10 protein-coding genes are annotated in these 13645 nt (G+C 71.4%); 3 read left to right on the forward strand and 7 right to left on the reverse strand.

The window, feature by feature from the left end; translation table 11 throughout:
- Nucleotides 1-227: 227 nt before the first annotated feature.
- Both D7X55_RS23655 and D7X55_RS23660 read left to right on the forward strand, forming a co-directional pair.
- The gene (locus D7X55_RS23655) at nucleotides 228-3047 is read left to right on the forward strand and encodes a serine/threonine-protein kinase (protein ID WP_121724266.1); all 2820 of its coding nucleotides are present in this window, start codon (nucleotides 228-230) and stop codon (nucleotides 3045-3047) included.
- Between the two features lie 148 nt (nucleotides 3048-3195).
- Nucleotides 3196-3753 (forward strand): hypothetical protein, encoded by a 558-nt coding sequence (locus D7X55_RS23660; protein ID WP_120552490.1) that lies wholly within the window; start codon nucleotides 3196-3198, stop codon nucleotides 3751-3753.
- A gap of 150 nt (nucleotides 3754-3903) precedes the next feature.
- Here the strand turns inward: D7X55_RS23660 and gyrB are convergent, their stop codons facing one another.
- Both gyrB and D7X55_RS23670 read right to left on the reverse strand, forming a co-directional pair.
- Nucleotides 3904-6360 (reverse strand): DNA topoisomerase (ATP-hydrolyzing) subunit B, encoded by a 2457-nt coding sequence (gene gyrB, locus D7X55_RS23665; RefSeq protein WP_120552491.1) that lies wholly within the window; start codon nucleotides 6358-6360, stop codon nucleotides 3904-3906.
- A gap of 122 nt (nucleotides 6361-6482) precedes the next feature.
- Nucleotides 6483-6938 (reverse strand): hypothetical protein, encoded by a 456-nt coding sequence (locus tag D7X55_RS23670; RefSeq protein ID WP_120552497.1) that lies wholly within the window; start codon nucleotides 6936-6938, stop codon nucleotides 6483-6485.
- A gap of 113 nt (nucleotides 6939-7051) precedes the next feature.
- On the opposite strand from D7X55_RS23670, the gene D7X55_RS23675 reads away from it, so the two are divergent.
- Nucleotides 7052-7804 carry a GNAT family N-acetyltransferase gene (locus D7X55_RS23675; RefSeq protein ID WP_121724267.1) on the forward strand — a complete coding sequence of 251 codons (753 nt, stop codon included), beginning with the start codon at nucleotides 7052-7054 and terminating at the stop codon, nucleotides 7802-7804.
- Between the two features lie 9 nt (nucleotides 7805-7813).
- Here the strand turns inward: D7X55_RS23675 and D7X55_RS23680 are convergent, their stop codons facing one another.
- The 5 genes from D7X55_RS23680 to D7X55_RS23700 form a co-directional block, all read right to left on the reverse strand.
- Nucleotides 7814-8632, reverse strand: coding sequence for a helix-turn-helix domain-containing protein (locus D7X55_RS23680; protein WP_120552493.1), 819 nt, complete (start codon nucleotides 8630-8632; stop codon nucleotides 7814-7816).
- A gap of 5 nt (nucleotides 8633-8637) precedes the next feature.
- Nucleotides 8638-10815: a cation:proton antiporter gene (locus D7X55_RS23685; RefSeq protein WP_121724268.1), complete on the reverse strand. Its 2178-nt coding sequence runs from the start codon at nucleotides 10813-10815 to the stop codon at nucleotides 8638-8640.
- 106 nt (nucleotides 10816-10921) lie between these two features.
- Complete coding sequence (locus D7X55_RS23690; RefSeq protein ID WP_120552495.1) at nucleotides 10922-11299, reverse strand: response regulator; 378 nt, start codon at nucleotides 11297-11299, stop codon at nucleotides 10922-10924.
- Nucleotides 11296-12927 carry an ATP-binding protein gene (locus tag D7X55_RS45525; protein WP_279637349.1) on the reverse strand — a complete coding sequence of 544 codons (1632 nt, stop codon included), beginning with the start codon at nucleotides 12925-12927 and terminating at the stop codon, nucleotides 11296-11298. Before D7X55_RS45525 ends, D7X55_RS23690 begins: the two co-directional genes overlap by 4 nt.
- Nucleotides 12928-13154: 227 nt before the next feature.
- The coding region (locus D7X55_RS23700; protein WP_121724269.1) for a DUF2378 family protein at nucleotides 13155-13645 on the reverse strand (491 nt) is incomplete at its 5' end.

Genomic DNA, 13645 nt, shown 5'->3' on the forward strand with positions numbered 1-13645 from the left:
GCGTGAAGAAGTGTGAACCGGCGCAACAGTCCGCCTCACGCCTGCTCCACCCACCCACCTGGAACGTCCCCTCCTGCACAAGGGCGGTTCCGACCCACCAGGGCGTCACTGACTGGCCAGTCAGCACCCGCAGCGAAATCTTCGCATGCCATGCGAGCGCATCCGGGACTTTCGGTGGAAGACGAGTATGCTGGGGCTTCCCCAAACCCGGCCCCGCCTCCCCGCCCGTGGCAGAACCCAGTCCCCAGCAATTCGGCAAGTACGTCCTGATCTCCAAGCTTGCCGCGGGGGGCATGGCGGTCACCTACCGCGCGCGCATGACGGGCGCGATGGGCGTCACCAAGCCCTGCGTCATCAAGCAGATCCTCCCGCACTTCGTGGACGACCACGACTTCGTGGAGATGTTCATCAGCGAGGCGCGCCTCGTCGCGGGCCTGACGCATGGGAACATCGCGCAGGTCTTCGACTTCGGTGAGGTGGACGGGCAGTACTTCATCGCCATGGAGCTGGTGCACGGCCAGCCCCTGTCGAAGGTGCTGCGCCGGGCGTCGCGCGCGGGCATCGGGTTCTTCCCGCAGCCGCTGGCGCTGCACATCGCCGGCAAGCTGTGCGAGGGCCTGGACTACGCGCACCGCCACGTGGGCGAGGACGGCCAGATGCTGGGCCTGGTCCACCGCGACGTGTCCCCGGACAACGTCCTCATCTCGTACGAGGGCGAGGTCAAGGTCATCGACTTCGGCATCGCCAAGGCCACGAGCGCGGTGGAGGCCAAGACGTCCCCTGGCACGCTCAAGGGCAAGTACCCGTACTTCTCCCCGGAGCAGGCGCAGGGCCGGCAGGACCTGGACGCGCGCACGGACGTGTACGCGGCGGGCGTCGTCCTCTACGAGATGCTCTGCGGCCGGCGCCCCTTCGAGGGCGAGTTCGTCACCGTGCTGCCCCGCATCATCACCGGCGACTGCCTGCCCCCGTCCGCCATCAATCCCGCCATTGGCGAGGAGCTGGAGACCATCGTCGCGCACGCGATGGCGGTGGACCGCGAGGCCCGGTACCAGACGGCGAAGGACCTGAGCGAGTCCTCGGTGGAGCTGCTCTACCGGGACACGCCGCGCTTCACGCCCACGATGCTGAGCCAGCTCATGACGTACCTCTTCGCGGAGGAGCTGGCCGCCGAGGGACGCAAGGTGGAGCTGCCGCCCGGCTTCAAGGAGCAGCTGGCCGCGTGGCAGTCGCCGGGGTCGGAGCCCTCGCAGGGCCGCGCGCGGATGCCGTCCAGCAACGGCCGGTCTTCCAACCCTGGCAACCCCAGCAGCTCTGGCGTGGCCCGCCCGTCCAGCGCGGGCGTGGCGCGGCCCTCCAGCCCCGGCGTGCGCGCGTCCGGCAGCGCACCCGCCCTGCGCCCGTCAACGGATGGCAGCGCCCCGCGCCGCTCGTCCACCCAGGCCACCGCCGTGCGCAAGAGCACCACCGGCGCGCGCCGCGTGACGCCGGGGGGCACCCGGGAGAACACCGGCACTGGCCGCCGCCCGCTGCCGCCGGAGCTTCCGCCCGAGCCGGACACCGACGGGGGCACGGAGCCCACGGCGGTCCCCCGGACGATGCCCACGCTGGCCGCGCCGCATGACACGCCGGTGGAGACGGCCATCGCGCCGGAGCCGCCGCAGCCCGAGGAGAAGGAGTCCCCCCGGGCACGCACCACCGCGGACGACGCGCGCGACAAGCTGGCCGCCGAGGCCGCCGAGCGCGAGCAGAAGCGCGCGAAGCAGGTGCGCCAGCTGAGCATGGTCGTCTTCGGCCTCACGGCCGTGGTCATCTTCATCGGCCTGATGATCCACCTCCTGTCCCCGCCGGAGATGCCGGAGGGCAGCGACGAGCCCGTCGTCCTGTGGATCACCTCCAAGCCGGAAGGGGCCTCCGTCGTCGTCAACGGCCGGCCGGTCGGCCCCACGCCCAGCCGCATCATCGGCGCGGACCAGCGCACGCCCCACACCATCGTCGTCACCAAGCCGGGCTACCGCGCCTGGACGCGGCGCTTCACCCCCAACCAGGCCGAAGTCCACCTCAAGGCGGAGCTGGAGGTCGCGCCCGGCACCACGCAGATGGCGTCGGAGATCCCCACCACGTCCGCCGCGCTCGACGCGGGCGCCCCGTCCCTGGAGACGGACGCGGGCCCGGGCGCCGTCGCCGCGGCGGTCCCCGCCGGGGACGCGGGCACGGAGACGGACGCGGACGGAGGCCTGGCCGCCGCCGCTCCGCAGGCCGACGCGGGCGTGGAGGCACTGGCGGACGACAAGGACCGCGAGATGCGGCAGGTGGACTACCCCACGCGCCTGCTGGTGCTGCGGCCCATGTACAACGCGCTGCCGCTGCCGGAGTACCCCACGGCCACCATCGACGTGTCGCCCGGGGCCGCCTACTCCGTGTGGACGGAGGGCAGCGCGGCCTTCGCGGAAGGCGACGGCACCGCGTCCGGCACGCTGGTCTACTACGCGGAAGGCGACCTGCCGGCGGACAACGCCGTGGGCTTCATCAGCAACGCGCCGCGCACCCTCAAGGGCGCGAAGAAGCTCCACTTCTTCGCCCTGGACACCACCGGCCCGGAGGACAACCGCGGCTCCATCCGCGTGCACCTGCGGCAGTCCGCGTACATCCCGCCGCGCTCCGTGCTCTTCGAGCCGGAGAAGAACGCCCTGCAGGTGAAGCCCCAGCACCAGATGCTGCTGCGCGGCCTCAACCCCAGGTCCACCTACGCCTTCACCGTGCGCGACGACTTCGCGGAGGTGCGCTCCGGCTCCTTCGGCCGCGTGCACACGGTGCTGTGCATGGAGACGGGCCCCAAGGCCGAGTCCGTGCGCAGCTCGCACCGCCTCTTCGAGACGGGCAAGCGCTACCAGGTGTCCGGCGTGCAGGACCTGCGCTGCGTCTTCCCCGACCTGCAGCTGACGGACAACCAGGGCGCGCTCGACTTCGACATCGTCGACGTGACGAACATGTCCCGCAAGGAGCGCGCGGAGGCCCTGCGCGGCGCCCGCAGCTCCGAGCGGTAGCAGGCGGCCTCCCGGGCCCCCGTCCGGGAGCCCGTGCGGCAGGCAGGCGTCTGATTCACTCACGGTGATGCCCTGACGCGCTGCTCCCGCGCGAAGGGCCCGTGCCTACCCTCACGGGCATCCACTTCTTCTCCAATGGAGTCCGTCCATGACGCCTGTCCTGTCCTCCACCGGCCTGGTGCTGCACAACCTGGGGCTCGCCGCCGGGTTCGGCGGTTCGCTCTTCGGCAAGGTGGCCCTCAACCCCGCGGTGAAGGTGATTGGCTCCACGGCCGAGCGCGGTCAGGTGGTGAACGCCGCGTGGAACGGCTTCAACATCGTCAACGCGGCGTCGCTGGGCCTGGCGGCCATCACCTGGCTGGTGGGCCGCTCGCGGCTGACGGGCCGGGAGATTGACGGCACCACGCGCGGGCTGGTGATTGCCAAGGACGTGCTGCTGGGCGCCAGCGTGGCGCTGGGCGCGGCCAACATCTTCGGCGGGGCCTTCCTGGCCAGGCAGGCGCCGGAGGGCGCGGTCCCCTCGGAGACGGGCCTGACGCCCACCGTGGGCACGCCGGAGAAGGCCGCCAGGACGATGAAGGCCCTGGACGTGGGCGGCATCGTGAACCTCGCCACCATGGCGGGCGTCATCGGCATCACCGCCATCCTCAACATGCGTGCGGGGGCGTCCTCGCGCTGGTCACTGGTTGCCAGGTTCCTTCCGTAAGGGCTCACGGGGGCCGCCGTGCTTCAATCCGCGGCCCGGCTCGAAAAGGATGGGAAGGGCACGTGGGCGCGGAGCCGAAAACGGCACCGGGCCCACGGGTCTTTCTCCCGGGGCCCGGCGTGATGCTTCAGACACGGCGTGCTGCGAACCTCAGATGTCCAGGTTCTGCACGTCCAGCGCGTTGCGCTCGATGAACTCGCGGCGGGGCTCCACGGCCTCGCCCATGAGCAGCGAGAAGATCTCGTCGCTCTCCACCATGTCCTCCACGCGCACCTGGAGCAGCGTGCGGCGGCTGGGGTCCATGGTCGTCTCCCAGAGCTGCTCCGGGTTCATCTCGCCCAGACCCTTGTAGCGCTGCAGGCCCAGGCCCTTCTGCGCGTCCTTGCGGACCGCGGCCAGCACCTCCTGCACGGAGAACGCGGACACCTCACCGCCGTCCACCTGGACGCGATAGGGCGCCTTGCCCAGCGAGTGGAAGACCTCGCGCAGGGCGACGAGCTCCAGGTACTCCGGCGAGGACAGGTAGGCGTGGTCGAAGACGGACTCGCGCATGGAGCCGTTCACGTCCGTGGTCACCACCAGGCGGTGGGCCTCCTGCTGCTCCGCGTCCTTCTCCAGCCGCGTGGCCAGCCGGCCCACCACCTCCGGCATGCGGCGCTGGCAGTACTCGCGCATGGTGGCGAGCTGCGCCTCCACCGCCGCCGCGTCCACGAGCGTCTCCGCGCGCAGGTCCGTGGCCTGGACCAGCGCGTCCACGATGCGCGCGTCGCGGCGCTTGGCCTGCTTCTCCAGCCGCTCCTCGTAGGTGATGACCTTCTCCAGCAGCGCCTTGAGCTCCGCGCCGCCCAGCTCCCCGGCGGGCGTCTTCACCCGGCAGTGCTCCGCGGCGATGCGCAGCAGGTACTCGTTCAGCGCGCGCTCGTCCTTGACGTAGGTGTCCTTCTTGTTGCGCGTGACTTTGTAGAGCGGCGGCTGCGCGATGTAGACGTAGCCCCGGTCAATGAGTTCGCGCATCTGCCGGTAGAAGAACGTGAGCAGCAGCGTGCGGATGTGGCTGCCGTCCACGTCCGCGTCCGTCATCAGGATGATGCGGTGGTAGCGCGCCTTCTCCGGGTCGTAGTCCTCCGCCCCGATGCCCGTGCCCAGCGCGGTGATGAGCGTGACGATTTCGGCGCTGGTCAGCATCTTCTCGAAGCGCGCCTTCTCCACGTTCAGGATTTTTCCGCGCAGCGGGAGGATGGCCTGGTTGCGCCGGTCCCGGCCCTGCTTCGCGGAGCCACCTGCGGAGTCACCCTCCACGATGTACAGCTCGCTCTCGTGCGGGTCGCGGCTCTGGCAGTCCGCGAGCTTTCCGGGCAGACCGCCACCGTCCAGCACGCCCTTGCGGCGCACCGTCTCACGCGCCTTGCGCGCGGCGATGCGGGCACGGCACGCGTCGCCAATCTTCGCCACGACCTTCTTGGCGAGCGGCGGGTTCTCCTCCAGGAAGGACGCGAGCTGGTCGTTCACCATCTGCTCGACCAGGCCCTTCACCTCGCTGTTGCCCAGCTTCGTCTTCGTCTGGCCCTCGAACTGGGGGTTGGAGAGCTTCACGGAGATGACCGCGGACAGGCCCTCACGCGCGTCCTCACCCGTGGGCGTCTCCTTCAGGTCCTTCCAGACGCCGCCCTTCTCCGCGTAGCTGTTGAGCGTGCGCGTGAGCGCGGCCTTGAAGCCGGACAGGTGGCTGCCACCCTCGTGGGTGTTGATGTTGTTGGCGAAGGTGAAGATGCGCTCGTCGTAGCCATCGTTCCACTGCATGGCGATTTCGAGCGACACGCCCTCGCGCTCCGACTTGATGTAGACGGGCTTGTCGTGCAGCGCCTCCTTCGCCTTGTTGAGGTACTCCACGAAGGAGGAGATGCCGCCGTCGAACTTGAAGTCGTGTTCCTTCTGGGTGCGCTCGTCGCGGATGGTGATGTGCAGGCCCGCGTTGAGGAACGCCAGCTCACGCAGGCGCTGGCTGAGCGTCTCGAAGTTGAAGTCCGCCGTCTCCATCACCGTGGAGTCCGGCTTGAAGTGGATCATCGTGCCGCGCTTGTCCGTGGTGCCCACTTCCTGGGGCGAACCGTTGGACACGCCGCGCGCGTAGGACTGTTCGTAGATCTTCCCGGCGCGCTGGACGCGGACCTTGAACCACTCCGACAGGAAGTTCACGCAGGTGACGCCCACGCCGTGCAGGCCGCCGGACACCTTGTACGCGCCGTTGCCGAACTTGCTGCCGGCGTGCAGCTCCGTGAGCACCACTTCCAGCGTGTCCTTGCCCTTGAACTTGGGGTCGGGGTGCGGGCCCACGGGGATGCCGCGGCCGTTGTCCTGGACGCTGAGCGAGCCGTCGACGTGGATGACCACGTCGATGTCCGTGCAGTGGCCGGCCAGGGCCTCGTCCACGGAGTTGTCGACGACCTCGTACACGAGCTTGTGGAGCCCGTAGGTCATCGTGTCGCCGATGTACATGCCGGGGCGCTTGCGGACGGCCTCCAGCCCTTCGAGCTTGGTGATGGCGTCCGTTCCATATTCGCCGGGCGGCGCGGCCGGCGCGACACCGGTAGCGGGGGTCTTTTCCATGTGAAGCGTGTCCTTGGGAAAGGCTGCCGTTGCGACAGGGCTCAAGCCTGTTGTGCCTACCACCACCGGGCATCCCGGACAAGCTCCGGGAGCCCACGCAAGGCTGCGGAAAGATTCATGAATCAGGCGTCGAAACGCGAGGGCGGGAGGCGGTCCTCCAGCGCCGCGATCAACTCTTCATAAACAGCCTTGCGGGCGAAAAGATGTCGCGTGACGAGCACCCTTCCCTCTTCCTTCAGGAAGAGCCCGAGCACGCTCCCTTTGCGGCCGACCCGGCGCACGGAATCCAACTGTCCCCAGTGCAATTCCAGCGGCTGGCCGCTGAAGGGGCGGGCCACCCGCACGCCCGCGGCGTCCAGGGTGATGCCCCACTCCTGGCGGGGCCGCAGGCGGTGGACGGAGACGAGGAAGGTCAGCATCAGGCCCGCGCTGATGCCGGCCCGCGCCATGGCGACCAGCCCCCCCCCGCCCCGGTAGTCCGCCAGGGCCCACGCGGTGAGGACCGCCAGGAGGCACGCGCCCAGGATGAGGGCGATTCGGGTGGGGCGTGGATCGAACGGGAAGAAGCGCGGGGTCATGGGGGCGGGCGCGAAAAGGGATGGAAACCTAACCCCGTGGCGCACCGTGCGCGCGCCCTTTCCTCCACGGCTGTTCTTTGCCCGTCGTCCCCGTGTCTAGGCTGCCGGCCCGCATGACGGATGCCGAACTCACTTCTCGACTTCACACCAACCTCATCGCCTTCAAACGCCTTCAAGCCGAGCGCGGCCCGCTGCGCCACCTGCACCTGCCCGGCGTGGACGCGTTCGCGCTGCCCATCTACCAGGACGCGCACTTCCAGCAGGTCCTCTTCACGGACGCGGACGCGCTGGCGGCCGCGCTGCCGGCCGTCATGGACTTCTACCGGAGCCACGGGCTGTCCCAGTGGCGCGTCACCCTGACGCCGGGGCAGCGGGACGCGACGCGCGTGCTGGGCGCCGCGGGCTACCGGCCGGACTTCACCGTGGTGGCCATGGGGGCCTGGCTGAAGGACCTGCCGGACGCGGCCCCCAGCGTGCCGGTGGAGCCCGAGGAGGACATGAACGACCTGGTCGAAATCAACGTCCAGACCTACGGCGCCGAGTGGCGGGAAATCCTCGCCGTGTGGCAGCGGCCGCCCCGCCTGCCGGTGCACACCGTGGTGGCGCGCGAGAACGGCCGGGCGCAGTCCTGCGGGCTGGTGGTGGACGTGGCGGACACGGCGGGCGTGTACCTGGTGGCCACCCTGCCGGAGGCCCGGGGGCTGGGGCTCGCGTCGGCGGTGATGCGGGGCATCATCGCCCAGGCGCGCCAGCGCGGGTGCACCGCGATGGTGCTCCAGTCCACCCCGGCGGGCATCCGCGTGTACCGGCACCTGGGCTTCCGCGACCTCGGGGCCTGGGAGCACTGGGTGCCTCCCAGGCGCTGAAGGCAGGCGCTAGCGCAGCGCTTCCAGCTCCTCCAGCGTCTCCAGCACCTGCCGCGGGTCCTGCAGGCCGTGGAGCCGGTCCGCCAGCCCACGCCCCGCGAGCCGGGCCACGTGCGCCAGCCGCATCAGCCGCGCGCGGCCCACGTGGCCGTCCACCAGCGCCACCACCAGGCGCAGGGGCTGGCCGTCCGGCGCGTCCAGCTTCAGGGGCCGCGCCAGCGTCACCAGCGCCGCCACCGGGGCCGCGCCGGCCACGAACGCGTGCGGCACCGACACGCCGTTGCCCACCTGGGAGGGGACCGCGTCCTCCCGCTTGCGCAGCCCCTCCGCGAGCACCGCCGCGTCCTGGCCTGGCAGTGCCGCCGCCAGCCGCCCGGCCGCCACGTCCAGCGCGTCCTCGTAGTCCCCGCAGGACAGCCCCACCACCACCCGCTCCGGGGACAGCAGCGGCGCCAGCGGCGGCACGGGTTCGTGGCCGCGCGCCTCGCGCAGGGGGAACTCCGCGTCCAGGAAGGCCCGCACGCGCGCCAGCTGCGCGCCGGTGAGCTGGCGCCGCGCGATGTCCAGCATCAGCGTCCCCGCCGCGGGCACGTCCTCCAGGTAGCCCGCCACGTACGGGCTCACCCGGTTGGCCACGTCCATGAGCAGCCCCGGGGGCACGTCCAGCTCCCGGGCGATGGCCGTCAGCCGCTCCTGCGTGGGCGGCGCGTCCACGCCGTTCTCCACGCGGCTCAGGTACGCGCTGGACACGCCAATGCGGCGCGCCAGGTCGCGCAGGGACAACCCGGCATCCACCCGCAACAGACGAAGTGTGGCACCCAGGTGCATGGCGCTCAGCTCCGCGCGCCGACGGGCTGCGTCGTCTCCGGAGCCGTCCCCTGCGTCCGGGCCTGCTCCGGGGTCTGGGCCAGCACCGTCGCCGCCTCCGGATGATGCACGAGCAGCAGCGAGGCGGGCGCGTCGCGAACGATTCGCTCGCGCTGCACGCCGAACAACCGGTCTTCCAGGCCCCATTCGGCCCCCAGGCCCACCACCACGAGGTCGTAACCCGCCTTCGCTTCTTCCAGCGCTGCCTCTTCCGGCGACGCGTGGCGCACCACCTTGAGCTTCACGGAGGCGCCCTCGTCCGCGGGGAACAGCTCCTCCACCTGCGCGCGGCCCGCGCCGGTGCCCGACCCCGAGTCCTTGGGAGACGTCACGTGCAGCACCGTCACCTCCGCGCCGGCCTGCTTCACCAGCCGCCGCGCCAGGCCCAGCGCCGCCCGGTCATGCCGGCTGCCCACGAAGGGCACCAGCACCCGGCGCACCTGCGACAGGCCCCGGTCCACCAGCACCGCCACCGTGCCGCCCACCTCCTGCATCACCTCGTGCACGGTGCCGCCCAGCACCGTCTGGCTGAAGAGCGGCTTGTGCCAGCCCAGCAGCACCAGGTCCGCGCGCTTGGCCTGCGCCGTGCGGCAGATGTCCCGCGCGGGCTCCGACGACACGAACGACAGCGTGCGCACGGACAGCCCCAGCTTCTCCGCGCGTCCCACCAGGGGCGCCAGCGCGCCGCCGGACGCGGCCGCGGGGTCCAGCGCCTCCTCGCCTCGGGCCTTGAGCGAGCGCTCCGGGGACAACAGGTGCAGCGCGAAGAGGTTCGCCTCCTTGCGCTCACCTGACAGCGCGCGCGACAGCACCGCCATGCCCGGACCGGCCTGCCCATGCGACACGCACAGGAGCACCGTGTACGAGGACGCGGGCAGCGCGGGCTCTGGCGTGTGCAGCAACTGGTCGCGCGCCTGCTCCGCCGGCGAATACAGCAGCTTGAGGAACGGCGTGGTCATGAAGGTCGTGACCAGCGCCATGATGACCATCATCGTGAAGAGCGTGGGCGAGATGACGCCCAGGTCCAGGCCCAGGTTGAGCACGATGAGCTCCATCAGGCCGCGCGTGTTCATCAGGATGCCGACGGCGCCGGCCTCCCGCCACCGCAGGCCCGTGAGGCGCGCGGCCACCGCGCTGCCGCCGAACTTGCCCAGGCACGCCAGGACGATGATGACGCCGCACGTGAGCCACGCCTCCGGGGTGTCCAGCAGGCCCAGCTGCGTGCGCAGGCCGCTGAAGGCGAAGAACACCGGCAACAGCAGCACGACGGCCACGTCCTCCAGCTTCTCCGCCAGCGCCGCCGCCAGCCCGCCCTCCTTGGGAATCACCGCGCCGAACATGAAGGCGCCAAAGAGCGAGTGGATGCCGATGGACTCGGTGGTCCACGCGGACCCGAGCAGCAGCACCAGCGTGATGGCCACCACGTTCTGGGTGAGCCCCTCGCGGTTGGCCACGCGCGCGCCCAGCCGGGCGAGGAACGGCTTCACCAGCAGGAGCATGAAGCCGATGTAGAGCAGCGCGAACAGCGTGGTGAGCCCCGCGTGCGCCAGGTCCGACGCGCGCACCAGCGACACCACGAACGCCAGGATGCACCACGCCGTCACGTCGTCCACCGCCGCGCACGCGATGGCGATGGCGCCCAGCTTCGACTGCATCAGCCCGCGCTCCGTGAGGATGCGCGCCAGCACCGGGAAGGCCGTGATGCTCATGGACACGCCCATGAACAGCACGAACGAGGAGAACGGCACGTCCGGGCTGGACAGCGACTTGTAGAGCCACAGCGCGCCCGCCGCCGCGCCCAGCGCGAACGGGACGACGATGCTGGAGTGGCTGATGGCCACCGACGCGTGCCCGCGCCCCTTGAGCAGCTTGGGGTCCAGCTCCAGGCCAATGAGGAACATGAAGAGCACCAGGCCCACCTCGGCCAGCATCTTCAGGAAGGGCATGGAGTCCGCCGGGAACAGCCACTGCATGGCGCCCGGCGCCAGCCACCCCAAGAGCGACGGGCCCAGCGCGATGCCCGCCACCACCTCCGCGATGACCAGGGGCTGCCCCAGCCACCGGGCGCCCCGGCCAATCAACCGCGACACGGTGATGATGACGATGAGCTGGACCAGGAGCTGGGCGAGCATGTGGGGATTCATCGGACAGGCCTCGCCGGGAAAGTGTTAAGGACGCACTTACCAGGGGCTCGCGCGCAGCGTCAACCCACGCGGGACGGGGAGTCCGCGGTGGGGAGCGCCTGGAAGCTCAGACGGCTTCGGGGGCCTTGTTGGAGTCCACGGCCTTGAGGAGCGTCTCCACGTCCACGGGCTTTCGCAGGTAGCCGCAGGCGCCCATCTCCTCCGCGACCTGGCGCGCGTTGGCGGACGCGGAGAAGACGAGCACGGGGATGTCCTTCCACGCCTCCACCTGGCGCATCTGGCGGCCGAAGGTGGCGCCGTCCATCACCGGCATCATCATGTCCAGCAGCACCAGGGCGGGCGGCACGGATTCCCGGCGGAGCACCTCCAGCGCCTGCAGGCCGTTGCCCGCCCCCAGCACGGTGTAGCCCGCGTCGCGAAGCACTTCCTCCAGCGCCTCCCGCAGGTCCGTGTCGTCATCCACCACCAACAGCGGCCGGCTCACTCGCGCGTCTCCTTCTCCAGCGGCAGCTCCAGCGTGAAGCGCGCGCCCTCACCCGACAGGGCGGGCTCCGCCCAGGCCCGTCCGCCATGCGCCTCCGCGGCGCGGCGGGCCAGGTACAGCCCCAGTCCCAGGCCTCCATACGAATGCGAGCTGACCGCGCGGCCGAAGCGCTCGAAGATGCGCTCCACCTGGTCCACGGGCACGCCGATGCCCCGGTCGCGCACCTGGATGCGCGCGAAGCCGCCTTCCCGGCCCACGTCCACCTCCACCGGCCGCCCCGGACCGAACTTGAGCGCGTTGGATATCAACGCCGCCACCGCCTGGTCCACCCGGAGCCGGTCCCACGTCCCCCACAGCCCGCGGCGCGGCGACTGGCGCAGCTCGCACCCGGCCGCGCCGGCCTCCGCCTGGTAGCGCTCCAGCACCTCGGAGACCAGCTCCTCCAGGTCGAAGCGCTCGGGCATCAGCGACAGCTCGCCGCTGGACAGCTGGGACACGTCCAGCAGGCCCTCCACCAGCGTGCCCAGCCGGCGCACCTGGCGCACGCTGCGCTCCAGGCGCGTGACGACGTCCGGCTCCAGCCGGTGCGCCTCCGAGCGCTGCAGGAGCGTGCCCAGCTGCAGCCGCAGCGTGGTCAGCGGTGTGCGCAGCTCGTGCGCGGCCACGGTGAGGAACTCGTCGCGCAGGCGCACCGCCTCGCGCGCCTCCTGGAAGAGCCGGGCGTTCTCCAGCACCAGCCCCGTGCGGCGCGCCAGCTCCAGCGCCAGCGCCAGGTCCACCGGCGCGAGCACCCGGTCCCCCAGCGTGCCCATGGACATGACGCCCAGCCGGCCCTCGTTGCCGGGCAGGGGCACGTTCACCACGGAGCGCAGCCCCAGCCCTTCGATGGCGCGCTGGTGCGCCACGTCCCGGGTGATGGGCTCCGGGCGCTTGCGCACGTCCGGCATGAACTCCGGCTGGCCGGTGCGCAGCACGTGCGCGGGGCCCGCGGCGGCCAGGGGGTCCAGGGGGAAGCGCTGGTCCAGCTTCCACGCATGCGCGCGCCGCTCCGCGTCCGGGTGCGCCAGCGCCACCAGCCGCAGGCCGCCCTGGTCCGGGTCCTGGAGGAAGAAGGCGCACCAGTCCGCCACCCGGGGAACCATCAGCTGCACCAGCTGGTCCAACCGCGCCGCCTGCTCCAGGGACGCGGTGAGCAGCTCGCTGGCCCGGGACAGGATGTCGCGGTCCAGCTCCGCCCGGGCGCGCTCGCGCCGCACGCGGGTCTCCTCCAGCTCGCGCGCCACCGCCGGGCCCAGCCGCGCCAGCCGGTCCTTGGAGAAGCAGTCGCGCGCGCCCGCCTTCATCAGCGTGACGGCCTGGTCCTCGCTCAGCTGGCTGGACAGGACGATGAGGGGCACGTCCCGCCCCTCCTCATGGAGGAGGGACAGCACGTCCAGCGCGGTGAAGCCCAGCAGCCGCTGGTCGCACAGCACCAGGTCCCAGGCCCCGGCGGCCAGCGCGTCGCGCAGCGCCTCCAGCGTGTCCACGCGCCGCGTCGTGGGCAGGTAGCCCGCCTGCTCCAGCTCCGCCGTCACCAGCGCCGCGTCGTTGACGCTGTCCTCCACCAGCAGCAGCCGGAAGGGAGTCATGCCCGGGCCCCGGCCATCAGCCCCAGGGCCCGACAACGCCCCACCGGCCGGGAGCCTCGTGCTGCATCCATTCGCGTGACTCCTCCCGTGGGGCGTGGGCCTGTTTCACCACATGCTAGTGGCCCTCCCTGTCACGCCAGCGGGAGAAATGGCGGACGTTCACCACCGAGCGCTGGCTGGTGAACGTCCCGCGTCACGCGCCCGCGCGCAGCCCCGTCAACCCGGGATTACCAGGAGACGTCGTACTCGGTGTCCAGGAGCGACAGCTGCCGCCCGTGCACCTGGACGTCCTGCGCGCCCACGGCCTCCAGGGCGGCCTGGAGCACGCCCTCGTGGTACGGCGCGGGCATGAAGTCCCGGCGCATCACGAAGCGGGCGCTGTGGTCGCCCGTCCAGAGGACGCTGCGCTCGCCGTAGCTGACCGCGGCGCGGTAGCCCTCGGCCATGTGCTGGAGCATCCGCCAGGGGTTGCCGGCGGCCGCGTTCATCAAGTCCCGGCCGAACATGGAGGCCAGGAAGTCCACCGTGGCCTGCGTCCCGATGTAGCGCAGCGCCTGCTCCCAGTCGCCCAGCTGGGGGCGCAAGAGCCGCGTCGCCTCGGCCGCCATGGGGAGGAAGCGCGTCACCGGGTACAGGTCCGCGGCGCTCACGTCCTTGAGGCCGGACGCCGCCAGGCACTTCACCCGGGCCGGCTCGCCCTGGAGGAAGCCCACCACCC

Origin of the sequence: Corallococcus sp. AB049A (assembly GCF_003668885.1) — a bacterium.
Classification (GTDB): Bacteria; Myxococcota; Myxococcia; order Myxococcales; family Myxococcaceae; genus Corallococcus; species Corallococcus interemptor.

Bases quoted from the DNA above. Each gene is read 5' to 3' on its own strand.
- D7X55_RS23660 (WP_120552490.1), top strand. From the start codon at position 3,196: ATGACGCCTGTCCTGTCCTCCACCGGCCTGGTGCTGCACAACCTGGGG.
- gyrB (WP_120552491.1), bottom strand. From the start codon at position 6,360: ATGGAAAAGACCCCCGCTACCGGTGTCGCGCCGGCCGCGCCGCCCGGC.
- D7X55_RS23670 (WP_120552497.1), bottom strand. From the start codon at position 6,938: ATGACCCCGCGCTTCTTCCCGTTCGATCCACGCCCCACCCGAATCGCC.
- D7X55_RS23675 (WP_121724267.1), top strand. From the start codon at position 7,052: ATGACGGATGCCGAACTCACTTCTCGACTTCACACCAACCTCATCGCC.
- D7X55_RS23680 (WP_120552493.1), bottom strand. From the start codon at position 8,632: ATGCACCTGGGTGCCACACTTCGTCTGTTGCGGGTGGATGCCGGGTTG.
- D7X55_RS23685 (WP_121724268.1), bottom strand. From the start codon at position 10,815: ATGAATCCCCACATGCTCGCCCAGCTCCTGGTCCAGCTCATCGTCATC.
- D7X55_RS45525 (WP_279637349.1), bottom strand. From the start codon at position 12,927: ATGACTCCCTTCCGGCTGCTGCTGGTGGAGGACAGCGTCAACGACGCG.